This window comes from Arthrobacter sp. 8AJ, assembly GCF_902506025.1.
Lineage (GTDB): Bacteria > Actinomycetota > Actinomycetes > Actinomycetales > Micrococcaceae > Arthrobacter.
The window spans coordinates 2,999,735-3,014,965 of record NZ_LR733289.1; the positions used below are offsets into that span (position 1 = coordinate 2,999,735).

Below are 15,231 nucleotides of genomic sequence, written 5' to 3' on the forward strand. Positions count from 1 at the left end.
TAGAGTTTTGAACAGGAGGCGGCGATGAACACTTACACCACTGTGCCCAGCGGCGAACAGGTGGTCCAGGAACTGCCCTGGCGATGGAAAGTCCAGGGCAGGATCTTCCTGATCGGGGGCCTCGGCTTCATGTTCGACGCCTGGGATGTGACCCTGAACGGCATCCTGATTCCGTTGCTGTCCAAGCACTGGTCGCTCTCCGCGGGAGAGGCCGCCTGGGTGGGTACCGCAAACCTGATCGGCATGGCCCTGGGTGCCTTCATCTGGGGAACGATCGCGGACACCGTGGGCCGCAAGAAGGCCTTCACCGCCACCTTGCTGCTGTTCTCGGTCTTCACCGTCCTGGGCGCGTTCGCCCCTGACTTCATCTGGTTCTGCGTCTTCCGGTTCATGGCCGGGTTTGGCCTGGGCGGCTGCATTCCCGTGGATTACGCCCTGGTGGGTGAGTTCACCCCCCGGAAGCAGCGCGGCAAGGTGCTGACAGCCATGGACGGCTGGTGGCCCATCGGCGCAGCCCTGGCGGGGTTCGTCTCCGCCGGACTGGTGGCCCTCTACGGCGACTGGCGCCTGACCATGCTGGTGATGGTGCTTCCCGCCCTGCTGGTCTTCTGGATCCGGCGGAGCGTGCCGGAATCCCCGCTGTTCCTGATCAGGAAGGGGCGGCGGGAAGAAGCCGCCAAAATCATCGATGGGCTGGTGGAAGCCACCGGGGCGGAACCCCGCGCCTACAGCCTTCCCGACGCCCGGGACGTTCCCCGGCTTTCCGCCGGCAGCGCCTGGACCCAGCTGCGCTCGGTGTGGCAGTTCAACTGGAAGATCACGGCTGCCGCCTGGGCCCTGTTCTTCAGCATCCTGCTGGTGTACTACCTGTCCCTGACATGGATGCCGAGGATCCTTATCGGCGCAGGTTTCGCCGAGTACAAGGCGTTCGTCACCACGGCGTCCATGGCCGCCGTCGGCTTCCTGGGCGTGGTGGTGGCGGCGCTCCTGGTGGAACGTGTGGGGCGCAAATGGATCCTTGCCATCACCGGTCCGCTGTCCGCGCTGACCCTGGTGATCGTGGCATTCGTGGTGGACATCCCCACGGCCGCGGTGTTTTGGCTGCTGGTGTTCGGGTTCGTGGTGCAGGTGGCCATTCCGGTGCTCTATGCGTATGTCTCCGAGCTCTATCCCACCGAACTGCGCGGCACCGGATTCGGCTGGGCGTCCACATTCTCCCGGCTCGGTGCGGGTTTTGGGCCGCTGATCTTCGCCAACTACTTCTGGCCGGAACTCGGGCTGGCCACATCCTTCGCCCTGGCCGGTGCCCTGGTGCTGGCCTCCGTGCTGTGGATGGCGTTCTTCTCCCCCGAAACCCGCCAGGCCCGCCTGGAGTAACCTTTCCCAACCAGGTAGCGCCAAGTGTCGTTCTGGAGCCTCAATACGACACTTGGCGCTACCTGGTTCTAGCCTCCGGGCAACCAGCCGCGGGCCAGCATGGTCCGCTGCACTTTTGCCACCGCCAGCTTCGCGTCTTGTTCCATGTGCCGCTTTGAGATTCGCACAAGAACCCATCCACCGCGTCCGAAATCCTCTTCGCGGGCAATGTCCCGCTCAATCTGTCCCGCTGCCGAATGTCCCTCACCGTCGTATTCCACCGCCACCTTCTGTTCGGGATAGCTCAGGTCGGGTTGACGTACGACGCCGGGGGCCAGCGGCGTGGGCACGTTCAGTAGAGGTTCGGGCAAGCCGGCATACTCCAGAGCCAGCCGCAACCTGGTTTCCTGTGCGGAGTCGGAACCCACCCTGGCCAAATCAAGGGCAAGACGGGCCTTGCGTATTCCGGGTGTTCCCTTGTGCCTGTCCAGCATCTCGGCCAGATCTTCAAGCGTTGCATAGGGTTCGAATCTGCCTTCGAATTCCGGGCGCGGGTATCGGATCAGATGGTCTGCAACAACAGTCAATTCCTCAATGCCCATCTTGCGGGAGCAATCCAGCCACGTCCGGGTCCGCGACGTGACCAGCAGGCCCTGGTGGCTGACAATCTCGTCGTCGAAAAACTGTCCCCGGTGGCCCCTCACACCGGGCCGGCGCATGATGGCCACCGTGTCGGGACGGGAGACATGCAACAGCGGTTCGTTGCAGCCTGGCAGGAACCCTGGAAACTGCCACAACAGAAAAGCGGATGCGTGGGAAGCCGCGGCAAATTCCGTCACCAGGGTGTAGGGCCGGAGGCAAGCGGCCAAATCCGTTCGGCCGCAGGAGTCCGGCACCCGGACGCCCCTGCTGGGCCGCTGCAAGCCGCGGTGACGTAGCCGGCGGCGGGTGATGCCGGCGTCGACTGCCTCCCGGAAGGTGAACGGCAGCGACTCAAATTGTCCGGGCATGGGACGAGGAACCTTCATCAGCCCATGGTGGCAGCCGCAACTGTCCTTGCTGGACGTTATCCACAGGCTCGGCCCACTCAAACAATGTAGGTAGCGCCAGCTGTCGTTTTGAGGGGGTAAAACGACACTTGGCGCGACCTAGTTGGGCTGGGGCGCGGCGAATGAAGGGTCTGCCGCCAGGGCGGCCAGGGTGGAGACCAGCAGCCGGCGCTCCACCACCTTGATGCGCTCGTGCAGGGTTTCCTCGGTGTCCGTGTCCTCGATGGCCACGGCTTCCTGGGCAATGATGGGGCCGGTGTCCACGCCGGCGTCTGCCCAGTGCACGGTGCAGCCGGTGACCTTCACGCCGTACGCCATGGCATCCCGGACGCCGTGCGCACCGGGGAAAGCGGGGAGCAGTGCCGGGTGTGTGTTGAGGTATTTGCCGTGGAAAGCGTCGATGAACTCCGGGCTGACGATCCGCATGAACCCGGAAGAAACCACCACGTCCGGCTTGTAGGCGGCCACAGCCCGGGTCAGTGCTGCGTTCCAGTCCGCGCGGTCCGGGTAGGCCTTGAAGTCCACCACGAAGGTGGGGATCCCGGCGGCAGCGGAACGCTCGACGCCGTAGGTTCCCTCGCGGTCCGCGCCCACCGCTGCGATGTCCACGTCGAGGTCCCCGGCCTTGACGGCGTCGATAACTGCCTGAAGATTGGACCCGGTTCCGGAAACGAGGACGACGATACGCATTGGTCCAGCTTAGGTGCAGGCTCGCGTACGCTGGAAAACATGAACAGCGAACCTGGCCGGAGCGGGCAGCAGCAGGTCAGGCCCCCGCTCAGCGAGGCGGCGAAAGCCTCCCTTGCCAAGACCCGCACCCTGTTCCGGATGTTCGTGGTCTCGGTCCTCGGATCGTTCTTCGTGTACCAGCTGGACGTCGGCTACCTGTGGCTGGCGACCGTGCTGACCGCCGCGGGCCTGGTCCTCGGGATCGTCCTGCTGGTCCGGTCAATCCGCCTCAAGGAATCCAGGCTGGTTCTCCTCGGCACCATTTCCGGACTGGTGGTGGCCGCCGTCATGGTGCTGCTGATCGTCACCACCATGGTCCTGTTTGACCAGGTGCGCGAGTACCAGGCGTGCCTGGGCCGGGCGCTGACGGACCGGGCCACCCATGCGTGCATGGCCCAGTTCCAGGACCTCCTGCCCACCAAGGTCCGCTAGCGGCGGCCTGGTCCTAGTGGACCAGCTCCGCATCGTGTTCCGCCGCCCCGGTGTTCTCCCGCTCCAGCCACGGTCCGGCAGCGTAACCGACAACGACGCCGATGCCTACCTCGGCAGCCACCCACAGGCCGGTCCACAGGGGGTCGGGCCCAATGGCCGTCAGGCGGCCAAGGCCGGCTGACCCCCTGGCGATCCAGGCCAGGCAGGCCGTCAGCAGGCCCGCCGCCACGCCCACGAGCACGCCGAGCACCAGCGTGGAGACGGTGGCGGTGAACCAGCGGGCATGCACCTTGATGGCGAGCCACTCGTCGAAGTGGTTTTCGCCCTCCCGCAGGAACCACCATCCCGCCATGACACCTGCCAGCACCGGAACAACCAGGGCCACGAAGGCGTAGTCCAGGGACCCCGACGGGATGGCAGCCAGGACCGGTATGGACGGAAGCGGCCCGACGGCGGTCCCCAGCGCCCCGGCCTGGGAGCCCGCCCCCATCGCAAACCCGGCGCCCGACGTCCAGGCGAGGGCGAACACCACAAGGTTGGGCAGGAAACCTAGCTGCGCGATGGTGAGGGCGGCACCTCCCACCGGGCCGGCGTCGAGCGCTTCATAAACGGAAACCACCAGGTTCCAGTGGATGAACAGGTCTGCCGCCAGCAGGACTGCGGCGAGGGTGAGGGCGGACAGCACGGCGACGGACCCCGCTTTCGCCGCGGATGCGAAGTACGATCCGGCCCAGCGTGAGTGCTGGCTGGTGCGCGAGATCCAGTCCACCGCGTCAACGCCGATGAGCCGGCTCCAGGACCCGGCCTCCCTCCGGGCGCCAACCACCATTCCCAGCCCGAACGGGACCAGGGGAACCAGCATGGCGAACCAGAGGTTGATGCCGACGTCGGCGCTGCGGCAGACGAACCCGGTAGCGGCGCCGAACGCTGCATACACTGCCCACGAGCCAAGCAGCGCCTGCCACAGCTGGTCCGTATAGGAGGCGCGGGCCAGCCGCCGGCCGGCGCGCCAGGCCAGGAGGAAAGGGATGAGGGTCAGGCCCAGCGGAATCAGGCTCAGGATGCCGGACCCGCCGTGGGTGGCAGTCCCGGGTCCTGTGCCGGCAAGTTCCAGCGGCACCCCATGGACCAGGAGCCAGGACTGCCCGGCCAGGCGGGCCAGGACTTCGAACTGCCCGTTCTGGAATCCGGCAGTGGCCCAGACGGCAACGATGGGCGCCACGACCACCAGGGCCGAAATGATGGCCGCCTGCGCCGCTTCAAGGGCACCCTGCAGCCACAACGGCATGGGTAGGCCACGGTCTCCGGTCTGATCAGCGCGCAGTTTCATCGTGTTCCATGGTGTCACGCCGGGCGTGCCGGACCCGCGAACGACAGGCTCCGGGGATCCACTGATCACCAATCAAATGCCCCGGCGTGCGGCGCTTTTTGCCCTGCCCCGCCGTAAAATTGGTAGAAACCACAACCCGCCGCCCCGCTGAGGGCATGGTGTGATTTCTGCTGGCTGCCGGACGTGGACACTGCCAGCCGTGTACCCGGATACCGTCAACCGGGAAAACAGGAGCCGCGAATGAGAGATGAACCGTAAGTTCTGAAGATATTCGTCCTACTGGCTGGTGCAGCCACCGCTTCCGGCGCGGCTGCACCAGCGTTTTAAACAGTGCGGCGCCCGGAGCCTCCTGGAGGCTCCCGGCGCCGTTCACCGTGTCAGGGCAGCTGATTCATCCGGGCTGCCCGCGGAACTGGGGGCCGGAGCCCCGGGTCCCGATCAGCGACGGGTGTCGCCGTCTGTTTCGATGTTTTCCTTGCGGACTTCCTCATTGACCGTGACGTCGTCACGGACAACTTCCTTGTCCAGGCGGACCCGCTCCACGGGAACGGCTTCCTTCTCAACGACGGGGCGTTCCTCGTGCAGGACCACCTCGTGCTCTTCTTCGCTGATGGCAGGCCCGTCGAAGGCTGCACCGCGGTTGCCGTCCGTGATGGGCTCCCGCTCGATGCGTACTTCTTCACGCTCCACCGGGATGGTCTTGGTGACGTTTTCGGTGGTGACGTACTTCCGCAGCCGTGCCCGGCCGGTGGCTTCGCGTTCCTTGCCCACGTGCAGCTGCTCCTCGGACCGCGTCATGGCGTCGTCCGTGGTGGGGCCGGAGGTGTCGTGGCCAACGGTTCCGCGTGTGGTTTCGTCGCGGTCATACGTGTCGCGGCCTGCACCGATCCCCGCGGTGGGGGTGCCTGCGTTCAGGTCGGCGTCGCCCTGCAGGTCAACGTCCCCGGCGGTGCCGGAACGGGCCTCGGTGTAGGTCCGGGCACCGCGGTCGTAGTACGTGTAGAGCCGGTCCTCTTCCTCCGGGGTGAGGTGGCCGTCCGCATCCACGCGGGGAGCGTCCTTGACGTGCTCCTTGGTGAAGGGAACCACCAGGTCTTCGCCCTGGTTGTGCGCGCCCTCCACCGGAACGAAGGACTCGGAGGTACCGAAGAGCCCCGTCTTCACGGTGACCCATGTGGGCTCGCCCGTGTCATCGTCTGCGTACAGCTGACCGATCGAACCGATTTTCGTGCCGTCGGAACCGACGACGTTGCCGCCCTTGGTGAGCAGGTTTTCAAGGTTTTCCCTGTTGAGCATGACGTCTCCTTTGGATGGTCTTTGCACTGGGTCTGCCAGCAGTGGATGTTCCGGACCGGGGCATTCTCCCGTCATCCGGCTTCCGCCCCGGCTGCTTGAGGCTCTGCGCTGACTGCCCCACTACCGTAAGCATGCTTAGCATCAAATGCAAAGCCTACTTAGTAATTTTTTTTGGCGGGCCGCTGCAGTTGTTCACCCGGCCTTCTCCTCGAGGTAACGCTTCCTCCCCCGTCATTTCAAGGAAGGCAACCACGGTGGAGGGGTGAGGATCGCAATCGTTGCCGAATCTTTTTTGCCGCTGATGAACGGCGTCACCCATTCCATCCTGCGGGTCCTGGACCACCTCCAGGAGCGCGGCGACGAGGTGCTGGTCATCGCGCCTTCCGGACATGACGGGGAGGCCGCGGGCCGGGTCAAGGGGGCGGAGGTGCACAGGCTGCCCGCGGTCCCGCTGGCCGGCTACACGAATGTGCGGGTGGCACTGGGAGGTGTGTACCGGGTCAAGCGAATCCTTGCCGAGTACGCGCCCGACGTTGTCCACCTTGCCTCGCCGTTCGTGCTGGGCTGGCGTGCCGCACAGGCTGCGCACCAGCTGGGCATCCCCACCGTGGCCATCTACCAGACCGAAGTTCCCAGCTACGCCGCCCGGTACGGCGTTCCCTTCCTGGAAAACTGGGCCTGGAACAGGGTGGAGAACATCCACCTGCTCTCCTCACGCACCCTGGTGCCCTCAACCTTCGCGCTGAACCAGTTGCGCGGCCGGGGCATTCCGCGGGTGCGCATGTGGCGCCGCGGCGTGGACACCGCGAGGTTTTCGCCGGCAAAGCGCGACGACGGGTGGCGGGCTTCGGTGGCTCCGGGCGGGGAACGGATCATCGGCTACGTGGGCAGGCTGGCGGTCGAAAAGCAGGTGGAAGACCTTGCCGCCCTCGCCGGCATTCCCAACACCAGGCTTGTGGTTGTGGGCGACGGCCCGCAGCGGGCAGCCCTTGAGGCGGCACTCCCCCGGGCAGTCTTCACCGGATTCCTGGGCGGTGATGACCTGGCACGGGCGGTGGCATCGTTCGACCTGTTCGTCCATCCCGGCGAGTTCGAAACCTTCTGCCAGACCATCCAGGAGGCCATGGCATCGGGTGTACCGGTGGTGGCCACAGGGCGGGGCGGCCCGTTGGACCTGGTGGAGAACTCGCGCACCGGGTGGCTCTACGAACCGGGCGACCTGTCCGCCATGCGGGCCCGGGTGCAGGACCTGGTGGGCGACGACGCCAAACGGCGGGCTTTTGCGGCCGCAGCACACGCCTCGGTCCAGGACAGGACATGGCCCGCGCTCTGCACGGAACTGGTGCAGCACTACGCGGACGTCATCGCGGGGGCGCCCGCACCAGCACAAAAGGTTTCAAAGGCAGGAGCATCATCATGAAGATTTCCGTGATCGGCTGCGGATACCTGGGCGCGGTCCACGCAGCAACCCTGGCCTCCATGGGCCACACCGTGGTGGGCATCGACGTCGACCCCGGCAAGGTGGCGCAACTGGCGCGGGGAGCCGCACCGTTCCACGAACCTGGACTGGATGAACTCCTGGAGCACGGCCGCGCCACCGGACGGCTGCACTTCTCCACCGATCCCGCCGACGCAGGGGACGCCCAGGTGCACTTTCTGTGCGTGGGGACGCCGCAGGACAAGACGTCCGACGCCGCCGACCTTTCCTTCCTGGTCTCCGCCGCGGCGGCCTTGCTGCCGCACCTGGCCGCGGGCGCCGTCGTCGTCGGTAAATCCACGGTGCCCGTTGGCACCGTGGACATGCTTCAGGATGTCCTGGCCGCACGGCCTGATGTGCTGCTCGGCTGGAATCCCGAGTTCCTCCGGCAGGGCACCGCCGTCAAGGACTCCCTGGTCCCGGACCGGCTGGTCTACGGCGTGGACGGCGGCCGGGCCGCCGCCTTCCATCCCGCCACCGGCGCACCCCTGGGGGTGACGGCGGCCCTGGACGGCGTCTATGAGCCGCTGCTGGCTGCCGGGATCCCGCGGCTGGTCTGCAATTTCGCCACGGCAGAGCTCATCAAATCGGCCGCGAACGCCTACCTGGCAACCAAGGTCAGCTTCATCAACGCCGTCGGTGGACTGTGCGATGCCGCGGGCGCTGACGTCACCGAGCTCAGCGAGGCGATGGGGCTGGATCCGCGGATCGGTGGCCGGTACCTGCACGCGGGTCTTGGTTTCGGCGGCGGCTGCCTGCCCAAGGACATCCGCAGCTTCCGAACCCAGGCAGCCACCCTGGGCGTGCCCGCGGTGGAGGACTGGATGCGGCTGGTGGATGCAGTGAACCTGGGCCAGCGGGAACGCACGGTGCGCCTGGCGGCGGAACTGTGCGGCGGGGCGCTCGCCGGGCGTTCCATCACCGTGCTGGGTGCATCCTTCAAACCGGATACCGATGACATCCGCGACTCCCCGGCACTGGATGTCGCGGACCGGCTGGCCGCCGCCGGTGCCCATGTGACCGTCACGGACCCCAAAGCGGTGAACCTTGCGTGGCGCCGCTACCCACGCCTCCGGTTCGAGTCCTCCGCGGCGCGGGCGCTCCAGGACGCCGAACTGGTGTTGCTCCTCACCGAATGGGACGAGTACCGGCAGCTGTGCCCCGCCTCGACCGGGCAGCAGGTACGAGGCCGGGTGGTCCTGGATGCGCGCAATGTGCTGGATGCTGCCGCCTGGCAGGAACAGGGCTGGGTGGTGCGAGGACTTGGGACCGCCGCGGGCGCCTTGGCGGCGGCCGCACACTGAGGTTCAGCCCAGGAGCCCCAGCTCGGCGAAGGCCAGCGCAACGCCGCCACCGGCCGGCGCGGCGGTAACCCTGTCAGCTACGGCAAGAACGGAGGGATGGCCACCTTCCACGGCGATGCCCACGCCCGCGTACTCGAGCATCTCCACGTCGTTGGCGCTGTCGCCGATGGCCACGATGTCTGCCCGGTCCAGGCCGAGCCGGGCCTCCACCACCTGGATACCCACGGCCTTATGGGTGCCCGCCATGTAGATCTCCCCGGCACGCTCGCCCAGCGCCGACAGCGAGCTGGGAATCAGCCCCACCCCGGGGCCGAAGGTTTCCATCAGGCGGCCCAGCGGCACCGGCGAGTCGAAGCAGGAGATTTTGGCGTAGGACGTGGCGCGGAGGTCGTCGCTGTACTGCATGGGCCCCAGGATGTCCTCGAGCGGATCAACGTCCGTGCTGAGGACGCCGTCATGCTGCGGCCGGCCGGCAAAGATGGGCCCGAGGACCTCCCGCAGCCGCCGGTCCACGCCCGTCCGGCCGTGCAGGGCCTCCGGCGCTTCCAGGATGTAGGCCGCACCGTGCGCGTCGAGCGTTTCGACGATGCGTGCCGCCAGCTCCGGCTCAAAGCGGGTGTCCTTGAGGACTTCACCGCTGACCTCCACCCTGGCGCCGGCGCCGGTAATGGTGCCGTCGAATCCTGCTTCGAGGATGTGCCCGGGCACCATGGACAGGGGACGTCCGGTGCAGACGAACACCAGGTGGCCCAGCTTCCGTGCGGTCCGGACGGCATCCACGTGGGCCTCCGGAGCCAGCCCGTGGTCAGCGTAGGTGCCGTCGATGTCAAGGAAGATGGCACGCGGCCGCTGGGTGTGGCTGGACATGCCGGAGCTCCTTCATCAGATGCAGGGAAACCCAATCTTACCGGCAGCCGCTTTACCGCCGGAGAAAAGTTCGCGGAATTCGGGTCAAACTGATAGTCATCCTGTGATATTGAAAGCCTTGCAGAGTAGTAAGCCTGCTGATTGAATGAGGGAACCGGAAATGGGGGCCCGGCACAACTTACTGACAAGGAGTGGCAACATGGGCATTATCGGATTTCTCATTTTGGGCCTGATTGCTGGAGCCATTGCAAAGGCCATCCTGCCGGGACGCCAAGGCGGCGGCTGGGTGATCACCATGGTCCTCGGCGTTGTTGGGGCCATCCTGGGCGGCTGGATCGGATCACTGATCTTCGGCGGCGGACTGGCCGAATTCTTTGACATCAGGACCTGGCTGCTGGCCATCCTCGGCTCGATCATCGTGCTGCTGATCTACGGCGCCGTCACCAACCGCAGCGGCCGCCGGGTGTAGCGGCTTTCCCCTATTCATCAGTAAGAGGCGCCGGACCCCATTGTGGGGTCCGGCGCTTTTTACGTCCGGGGCCAGGTCCGTGCTGGACCAATATGAAGGTATGGGTACCGGCCCAATTTCCCCCTGCGGCCTTTATGATGGCGAAGGGGTGGTGTGATGACCGGTTTTTCGGGCCGTGACAACAATGTGGCATTACAAACTTTTGGCGGGGTCATGGACGCAAGTCCGGATGCCCTTTTGGCCCTGGCTGCGGACGGCACCGTCCTGGCCGTAAACGCGGCAGCGGCACGGCTGTTTGCCCTGCACCGGGACGCCTTCACCGGCCTGGACCACCGGCTGCTGATCGGCGAGGGTTTCCGCGACGACGTGGCCCATCTGCTGCACCAGCTCCTCACCCACCCGGAAGAGCATCCCCCGCCGCTGGAAATCAGCGCCCTGCGCGGGGATGGCACCGAGACCGCAGTCGAACTGGCCGTGGCCGTCCTCCCCGGGCCGGACCCGGACGGCACCCAACCAAACGGCGCCGGCATAAGCGGCCCCGCCGGCGCACGGCTGCTGCTTTCTGCGCGCGGCACTGCGCACCGCAAGACAGCCGACGCCAACCTCCGCGAGGCCATGTCCCTGTTGACGGCCACCCTTGAATCAACTGCCGACGGCATCCTGGTCATCGCCACCGACGGCAGCGTGGCCGGATTCAACGACCAGTTCCTCACCATGTGGGGCATCCCTCCCGAGATGATGGAGGCCGACAGCGAGGAGCCGGCGCTGAGGCTGGTCATGGCGCAGATTGCAGATCCCGTGCCCTTCGCCGCGCGGCTGGGCGAAGTCCAGGAGGACCCGGCAGCCGAAAGCCACGACGTGGTGGAACTCCGCGACGGCCGGACCCTGGAACGCTATTCCCGCCCGCAACGCGTCGGTGAGAAAATCGTGGGCCGCGTATGGAGCTTCCGCGACGTGACGCCGCGGCGGAAAGCGCAGGAGCAGGCACAGCAGGCCCTGATGGACCTCGCCGTGCAGGCTGAGAAGCTGCGCGCCATGGCCTTCCAGGACCCCCTGACCGGGCTGGCCAACCGGGCCGTCTTCAACGATGCCCTGGCCGAATCCCTGCAGGAACCGCGGCTGAAGACCGTGGATGTCCTGCTCCTGGACCTCGACGACTTCAAGGAAGTCAACGATATCCTTGGCCACCAGGCGGGCGATGACATGCTCATCGAGGTGGCACGCCGGCTCCGCGGCTGCGTTCCCACGGCCGACGTCGTGGCCCGGCTGGGCGGCGACGAGTTTGTGGTGCTCCTGACGGCCTGCCCCGACGCCGACGCAATCGCCGCGTGCATCGTGCGCTGCCTGCACGTCCCGGTGACCATCGGCGGCACCGTCCTGCGCCCCAGCCTGAGCCTGGGGCTCGCCTCCCTGGGCCAGGACAGCGTGGGCCCGTCCGAACTGCTGCGGCATGCGGACATCGCGATGTACGCCGCCAAGGCCGCCGGCAAGAACCGGTTCCTGCGGTTCCACCCGGACATGATGCAGGCCCTGGTACAGCGGACGCACATGGAAAGCGGCCTCCAGCTGGCCGTGCCCCGCGGCGAAATCACCGTGGACTTCCAGCCGATTGTCTCGCACCGCATGGGGCAGGTGGTCCAACTGGAGGCGCTGGCCAGGTGGGACCGGGGCGGCGAGCGGATACCGCCGTCGATCTTCATCCCACTCGCCGAGCGCACCGGGCTGATCGGCGAGATCGGGGCCGAGGTGATGGCCACCGGAATGGTGCAGCTGTCCCAGTGGCTCAGCGAGGATCCGTCACGGTCCCTGGCGGTGAACGTCTCCGGCGTGCAGCTGCAGGCACCCGACTTCGCCGAAAACGTCCTGCGGCTGGCGGAAGCCAGCGGGGTGGCGCCCTACCAGCTGGTCGTGGAAGTTACCGAGAGCGTGTTCTTCGACGCCGACTGCAGCCTGATCCAGCAGCTCAGCGCGCTGCGGGACGCGGGCGCCCGGGTGGCGCTGGATGACTTTGGCACCGGCTATTCCTCGCTGGGCCGGCTGCAGGACCTGCCCGTGGACACCGTCAAGATCGACAAGACCTTCGTCTCCATGGTGCGGACCGGCAATGAGCGCCTGCCCATCCTCAGCTCCATGATCAACATGGCGCACAGCCTGGGCCTTACCGTGACGGCGGAGGGCATCGAGACAGCAGCGCAGGCGGACTACCTGACGGCACTGGAGTGCGATTCACTCCAGGGGTACCTTTTCTCGCTGCCGGAACCCGGTGACAGGCTGCACCAGGCTTTGCACCACGCGGAAGAAGCCCTCAACGCGCTGAAGGGCAGGTAGCCGGAAGGCTCCGGGATCAGGCTGCTTCCTGGCGGCCCGGGCGCTGCGGCTTGGCCGGCGCGGGCTGGGAGTTCTGGGGCTGGGAAGCCTGCGGCTGGGAGTTTTGCGGCTGCGCGGGCTGGGCTGGTTCCCCGGCACCGGCAGGAACGCTGGCCGTGCCGGCGGGCGTGGAGGCGGCCGGGACGGCAGCGCGGTCGCGGCGCCAGCGGCGCACCAGGTCGACGGCGGCCAGCAGTCCCGCGAGGGGCGTCAGCACGGCTGCGGCGTAGACGAACAGCATCCAGGTCAGGGTGGTCAACGGCGGCTGGTTGTTGTTGAGCAGCGACAGGCCGCCCAGCATGGCGACGACCCAGAACAGCAGGACGGCCGTCAGCACGGCGCCGGCAGGAAAATACTGGTTGGTCACGACTTTTTTCAGGGTTTCCATGCACTTCCTCCTGCCTGGCCGGGGGGACGGCGAAAGCCGTTCACTCACCAGTATGGGGCCCGGCAGGTTCGAAACCGCGCAAGACAACACGGCGAGTGATGAAGCTAACGCGGCTTCCGGCGTCGTCCGTATCCGGGGGCCGAAACGGCCGCCCCAAAACCCTTCCCGCAAAGGACCTGGCCGAATACCGTAGGGCCTGTCCGCACATTATCTGGAGGCTCCCATGCGCAAAGTCACTGCCGGCCTGTTCCACTCCGTGGACGGGGTGGTGTCCGAACCTTTCAAGTTCCAGTTCGACAGCTTCGATGAGGAACTCGGTGCGGGCCTGGCCAGGATGATCAACAGCGTGGACACCGTCATCCTGGGCCGCGTGAGCTATCAGGAGTGGGCGGATTACTGGCCCACCGCTGCGCAGGACCAGGACTTTGCCGCGTTCATCAACCCCGTGGAAAAGTTCGTTGCGTCGCGCACGTTGACGGGACCGCTGGAATGGCAGAACTCGCGGGTGATGGACGCGCCGCTGACGGAATTCGTGGGTGCGCTAAAGGAACGCGACGGCGGGGAAATCGCCGTGTGCGGAAGCATCTCCGTGGTGCGCCAGCTGCTGTTCGCCGGGCTGCTGGACTCGCTGCAGCTGATGACCCACCCCGTGATCGCCGGCAGCGGCCGCCGGCTGTTCGAGGACGGCGACCCGCTGACGCGCCTGGTGCTGCAGGAGCAGTCGGCAACCAGCAAGGGCAACGTGCTGAGCACCTACGGTGTACGCGCCAGCGACTAGGCGGCCAACGCCCCGAAAAGCTCCTCCACGAGCCGCTCCAGGTGCTCGGGGATGTCTGCCTCGGTGCCGTGTTCGCCGCGGCCCAGGAAAACTGCGGTGCCGCGGATCCCGTCAAGGTCCAGGCCGCATTCGTGCATCAGCTGCCCCGCGCGGAAGTTGACCGGCAGGAGCCTCGTGACGCTTTCCGCGTTGAGGTAGACATGCCAGTCGCCGCGGATCACGGATTCCAGCGGGCCGCCCACCAGGGCTTCAAGGGCCTTCAGGTCCGCGTCAACCTGTTCCAGGCGGATGGGCTCGGCATTGCCGGCCGGTATGACAAGTGCTGTGTAAGTTCTGGTGTCCATTGTTCGCTTCTCCACTGGGTTTAACACCCGTGGAGGCGGCAGTGTTCCCGGAAGGCTACGCCTGCGCGGCCAATGCGGCGATGTCCCGTGGAGTGGTCCGGCAGCAGCCGCCCAGGATGCGCGCGCCCGCTTGCTGCCATTCCCCGGCGCCGGCGGCCAGGCTTGCAGGCGCCCCTCCCCCGGCCGCGCCGCCCTCGTCTCCGCTTGCCTGGCTCCACGTCTTGGTTGCGGAATCGTAGGTCTCCCCCGAATTCGGGTAGGCCACCAGGGGTATGTCCGTGTGCGGGCGCAGGGCGGCCAGCGCCGGCCGTACCAGGCCAAGGGGCACGCAGTTCACTCCGACCGCCGCAACGTGCGGTTGCCCGTTCACGCGTTGCGCGACATCGGCCAGCGGCGTGCCGTCGCTGATGTGGCCGCCGTCGCGAAGGGAAAAGGAGAACCATGTGTCGACGCCGTGTTCCCGGCTGAGTGCCAGCAGGGCCTCCGCCTCGGCGAAGGAGGGCAGCGTCTCGAAGGCGAGGAAGTCCACGCCGGCCTTGACCAGTGCCGCTACGCGGGGAGCATGGAACTCCTCGAACTCCCCTGGGGCGAGGCTGTAGTCCCCCCGGTATTCCGAGCCGTCCGCGAGATAGGCGCCGTATGGGCCCACGGAGCCCCCCACCAGCAGCGGCCCGGCGTCCGGATGCTCCATCAGGTGCTCCCGCCGGGCTTCATCCGCCAGCCGGACGGACAGTTCCACCAGGTCCAGGGCTTCCTCCTCAGCCATGCCCCGTGCCGCAAACCCCCGGGGCGTTGCCTGGTAGCTGGCTGTGGTGGCGATGTTCGCACCCGCCGCGAAGTAGTCGCGGTGCACGTCCCTGATAAGCCCGGGCTGCTCCAGCAGGACTTTGGCCGACCACAGGGGGTCGTCCAGGTTGCAGCCGCGCGCCTCCAGTTCGGTGGCCAGGGCGCCGTCGGCAATCAGGGTGCGGCCGGATTCCAGTGCGGCGGAGAGGGAAGAAAGGGGAGGCATAAGTTCACTATAGGCATGGACTCATGCTTTTAC

Annotated in this window: 15 protein-coding genes; 7 read left to right on the forward strand and 8 right to left on the reverse strand. The window is 66.8% G+C overall.

Annotation, left to right across the window (positions count from 1 at the left end; all coding sequences use genetic code 11):
• Window positions 1–24: 24 nt before the first annotated feature.
• Window positions 25–1,377, forward strand: a complete 1,353-nt coding sequence (locus BACI349Y_RS13865; protein WP_159632600.1) for an MFS transporter — start codon at window positions 25–27, stop codon at window positions 1,375–1,377.
• Between the two features lie 68 nt (window positions 1,378–1,445).
• Here the strand turns inward: BACI349Y_RS13865 and BACI349Y_RS13870 are convergent, their stop codons facing one another.
• Window positions 1,446–2,384 (reverse strand): hypothetical protein, encoded by a 939-nt coding sequence (locus BACI349Y_RS13870; protein WP_201302528.1) that lies wholly within the window; start codon window positions 2,382–2,384, stop codon window positions 1,446–1,448.
• A gap of 120 nt (window positions 2,385–2,504) precedes the next feature.
• Complete coding sequence (purN, locus tag BACI349Y_RS13875) at window positions 2,505–3,095, reverse strand: phosphoribosylglycinamide formyltransferase (RefSeq protein WP_159632601.1); 591 nt, start codon at window positions 3,093–3,095, stop codon at window positions 2,505–2,507.
• Window positions 3,096–3,134: 39 nt separating this feature from the next.
• On the opposite strand from purN, the gene BACI349Y_RS13880 reads away from it, so the two are divergent.
• Window positions 3,135–3,566 carry a hypothetical protein gene (locus BACI349Y_RS13880; RefSeq protein ID WP_159632602.1) on the forward strand — a complete coding sequence of 144 codons (432 nt, stop codon included), beginning with the start codon at window positions 3,135–3,137 and terminating at the stop codon, window positions 3,564–3,566.
• A gap of 13 nt (window positions 3,567–3,579) precedes the next feature.
• Here BACI349Y_RS13880 and BACI349Y_RS13885 read toward each other — a convergent pair whose 3' ends face one another.
• Together BACI349Y_RS13885 and BACI349Y_RS13890 are read right to left on the reverse strand one after the other, a co-directional pair.
• Window positions 3,580–4,896, reverse strand: coding sequence for a cell division protein PerM (locus tag BACI349Y_RS13885; RefSeq protein ID WP_159632603.1), 1,317 nt, complete (start codon window positions 4,894–4,896; stop codon window positions 3,580–3,582).
• 438 nt (window positions 4,897–5,334) lie between these two features.
• Window positions 5,335–6,192: a DUF2382 domain-containing protein gene (locus tag BACI349Y_RS13890; protein WP_159632604.1), complete on the reverse strand. Its 858-nt coding sequence runs from the start codon at window positions 6,190–6,192 to the stop codon at window positions 5,335–5,337.
• Window positions 6,193–6,454: 262 nt separating this feature from the next.
• On the opposite strand from BACI349Y_RS13890, the gene BACI349Y_RS13895 reads away from it, so the two are divergent.
• Together BACI349Y_RS13895 and BACI349Y_RS13900 are read left to right on the forward strand one after the other, a co-directional pair.
• Window positions 6,455–7,612 carry a glycosyltransferase family 4 protein gene (locus BACI349Y_RS13895; protein WP_201302448.1) on the forward strand — a complete coding sequence of 386 codons (1,158 nt, stop codon included), beginning with the start codon at window positions 6,455–6,457 and terminating at the stop codon, window positions 7,610–7,612.
• Window positions 7,609–8,973 carry a UDP-glucose dehydrogenase family protein gene (locus BACI349Y_RS13900; RefSeq protein ID WP_159632605.1) on the forward strand — a complete coding sequence of 455 codons (1,365 nt, stop codon included), beginning with the start codon at window positions 7,609–7,611 and terminating at the stop codon, window positions 8,971–8,973. Before BACI349Y_RS13895 ends, BACI349Y_RS13900 begins: the two co-directional genes overlap by 4 nt.
• Window positions 8,974–8,976: 3 nt before the next feature.
• Here BACI349Y_RS13900 and BACI349Y_RS13905 read toward each other — a convergent pair whose 3' ends face one another.
• Window positions 8,977–9,840 (reverse strand): HAD family hydrolase, encoded by an 864-nt coding sequence (locus tag BACI349Y_RS13905; RefSeq protein ID WP_159632606.1) that lies wholly within the window; start codon window positions 9,838–9,840, stop codon window positions 8,977–8,979.
• A 199-nt stretch (window positions 9,841–10,039) separates the two neighbouring features.
• Between BACI349Y_RS13905 and BACI349Y_RS13910 the strand changes: the two genes are divergently transcribed.
• Entirely contained in the window at window positions 10,040–10,309 is a 270-nt protein-coding gene (locus BACI349Y_RS13910) for a GlsB/YeaQ/YmgE family stress response membrane protein (RefSeq protein ID WP_043452229.1), read from the forward strand.
• Window positions 10,310–10,522: 213 nt separating this feature from the next.
• Complete coding sequence (locus BACI349Y_RS13915; RefSeq protein ID WP_159632607.1) at window positions 10,523–12,637, forward strand: putative bifunctional diguanylate cyclase/phosphodiesterase; 2,115 nt, start codon at window positions 10,523–10,525, stop codon at window positions 12,635–12,637.
• 16 nt (window positions 12,638–12,653) lie between these two features.
• Here the strand turns inward: BACI349Y_RS13915 and BACI349Y_RS13920 are convergent, their stop codons facing one another.
• Complete coding sequence (locus BACI349Y_RS13920; protein WP_159632608.1) at window positions 12,654–13,064, reverse strand: hypothetical protein; 411 nt, start codon at window positions 13,062–13,064, stop codon at window positions 12,654–12,656.
• 223 nt (window positions 13,065–13,287) lie between these two features.
• On the opposite strand from BACI349Y_RS13920, the gene BACI349Y_RS13925 reads away from it, so the two are divergent.
• Window positions 13,288–13,842, forward strand: a complete 555-nt coding sequence (locus BACI349Y_RS13925) for a dihydrofolate reductase family protein (RefSeq protein ID WP_159632609.1) — start codon at window positions 13,288–13,290, stop codon at window positions 13,840–13,842.
• Here BACI349Y_RS13925 and BACI349Y_RS13930 read toward each other — a convergent pair.
• Both BACI349Y_RS13930 and mmuM read right to left on the reverse strand, forming a co-directional pair.
• Window positions 13,839–14,186 carry a DUF3846 domain-containing protein gene (locus BACI349Y_RS13930; RefSeq protein WP_159632610.1) on the reverse strand — a complete coding sequence of 116 codons (348 nt, stop codon included), beginning with the start codon at window positions 14,184–14,186 and terminating at the stop codon, window positions 13,839–13,841. The two genes, BACI349Y_RS13925 and BACI349Y_RS13930, sit on opposite strands and share 4 nt — an antisense overlap.
• A gap of 55 nt (window positions 14,187–14,241) precedes the next feature.
• Window positions 14,242–15,198, reverse strand: a complete 957-nt coding sequence (gene mmuM / locus BACI349Y_RS13935) for a homocysteine S-methyltransferase (protein ID WP_159632611.1) — start codon at window positions 15,196–15,198, stop codon at window positions 14,242–14,244.
• Window positions 15,199–15,231 lie beyond the last annotated feature (33 nt).

What these genes read in the sequence shown, in the direction of transcription:
- BACI349Y_RS13865 (WP_159632600.1), top strand. Translation starts at nt 25, where the DNA reads ATGAACACTTACACCACTGTGCCCAGCGGCGAACAGGTGGTCCAGGAA.
- BACI349Y_RS13870 (WP_201302528.1), bottom strand. Translation starts at nt 2,384, where the DNA reads ATGAAGGTTCCTCGTCCCATGCCCGGACAATTTGAGTCGCTGCCGTTC.
- purN (WP_159632601.1), bottom strand. Translation starts at nt 3,095, where the DNA reads ATGCGTATCGTCGTCCTCGTTTCCGGAACCGGGTCCAATCTTCAGGCA.
- BACI349Y_RS13880 (WP_159632602.1), top strand. Translation starts at nt 3,135, where the DNA reads ATGAACAGCGAACCTGGCCGGAGCGGGCAGCAGCAGGTCAGGCCCCCG.
- BACI349Y_RS13885 (WP_159632603.1), bottom strand. Translation starts at nt 4,896, where the DNA reads ATGAAACTGCGCGCTGATCAGACCGGAGACCGTGGCCTACCCATGCCG.
- BACI349Y_RS13890 (WP_159632604.1), bottom strand. Translation starts at nt 6,192, where the DNA reads ATGCTCAACAGGGAAAACCTTGAAAACCTGCTCACCAAGGGCGGCAAC.
- BACI349Y_RS13900 (WP_159632605.1), top strand. Translation starts at nt 7,609, where the DNA reads ATGAAGATTTCCGTGATCGGCTGCGGATACCTGGGCGCGGTCCACGCA.
- BACI349Y_RS13905 (WP_159632606.1), bottom strand. Translation starts at nt 9,840, where the DNA reads ATGTCCAGCCACACCCAGCGGCCGCGTGCCATCTTCCTTGACATCGAC.
- BACI349Y_RS13910 (WP_043452229.1), top strand. Translation starts at nt 10,040, where the DNA reads ATGGGCATTATCGGATTTCTCATTTTGGGCCTGATTGCTGGAGCCATT.
- BACI349Y_RS13915 (WP_159632607.1), top strand. Translation starts at nt 10,523, where the DNA reads ATGGACGCAAGTCCGGATGCCCTTTTGGCCCTGGCTGCGGACGGCACC.
- BACI349Y_RS13920 (WP_159632608.1), bottom strand. Translation starts at nt 13,064, where the DNA reads ATGGAAACCCTGAAAAAAGTCGTGACCAACCAGTATTTTCCTGCCGGC.
- BACI349Y_RS13925 (WP_159632609.1), top strand. Translation starts at nt 13,288, where the DNA reads ATGCGCAAAGTCACTGCCGGCCTGTTCCACTCCGTGGACGGGGTGGTG.
- BACI349Y_RS13930 (WP_159632610.1), bottom strand. Translation starts at nt 14,186, where the DNA reads ATGGACACCAGAACTTACACAGCACTTGTCATACCGGCCGGCAATGCC.
- mmuM (WP_159632611.1), bottom strand. Translation starts at nt 15,198, where the DNA reads ATGCCTCCCCTTTCTTCCCTCTCCGCCGCACTGGAATCCGGCCGCACC.